This window comes from Streptomyces aurantiacus JA 4570 (genome assembly GCF_000414115.1).
GTDB lineage: Bacteria > Actinomycetota > Actinomycetes > Streptomycetales > Streptomycetaceae > Streptomyces > Streptomyces aurantiacus_A.
Window position 1 is genome coordinate 1 of the sequence record NZ_AOPZ01000553.1, and the last position, 704, is coordinate 704.

At 76.1% G+C, this 704-nt stretch carries 1 tRNA gene and 1 pseudogene; one reads left to right on the forward strand and one right to left on the reverse strand.

Annotated elements, in window-relative coordinates:
- A pseudogene (locus STRAU_RS42740) lies at positions 1–338 on the forward strand (RNA polymerase subunit sigma-70); the annotation flags it as partial.
- Between the two features lie 73 nt (positions 339–411).
- Here STRAU_RS42740 and STRAU_RS38065 read toward each other — a convergent pair.
- A tRNA-Ala gene (locus STRAU_RS38065) sits at positions 412–485 on the reverse strand.
- Positions 486–704 lie beyond the last annotated feature (219 nt).

The following is a 704-nucleotide window of genomic DNA, read 5'->3' on the forward strand; positions in this document are numbered from 1 at the left end:
CCGCCGCCCCGGCCGCGGCGAGCGACCTCGACGCCCTGCTCGCGGTCCTGGCCCCCGACGTCGTCCGCCGCGCCGACCCCGCCGCGCTCCCCCTGGGCGCGGCCACCGAGATCCGCGGCGCCGCGGCCGTCGCCCGCGAGACCGTCCTGCTCACCGCCAACGCCCGGCACGCGGCCACCGCCCTGATCGACGGCGCCCCCGGCATCGTCGTGGCCCCGGGCGGCCGCCTGCTCCTGGCCCTCACCCTCACCGTCGAGTCCGGCAGGATCACTTCGTACGAGGTCGTCGCCGCCCCGGCCCGCCTGCGCGAGCTGCGCCTCGCCGTCCTGCCGGACTGAGGCCGGGGCCCGCGCGGGCCCCAACGCAAAGATCCCGCCCGATCTTTCGATCGGGCGGGATCTTCATGTGCAGTGGACCTGAGGGGATTTGAACCCCTGGCCCCCTCGATGCGAACGAGGTGCGCTACCGGACTGCGCCACAGGCCCTTGCAACGAGTGAAACTCTAGCATCCCCGTCCGGGTGCTTGGAAATCCGTTCCTGGCTGGTCAGGGAGGCGGGCCGACCCGGCCCTGCGCCTCACTCGTTGGCGGCGCGCGGGCGTCCGTCGGCGCCGTCGTCGTACTGGTCGAACAGCGGAGTGCGGCCGCGCTCGCGGGAGCGGCGGGCGGAGGCCGCGCGGCGGGCGTCGCTGCGGCCGCCGTCGG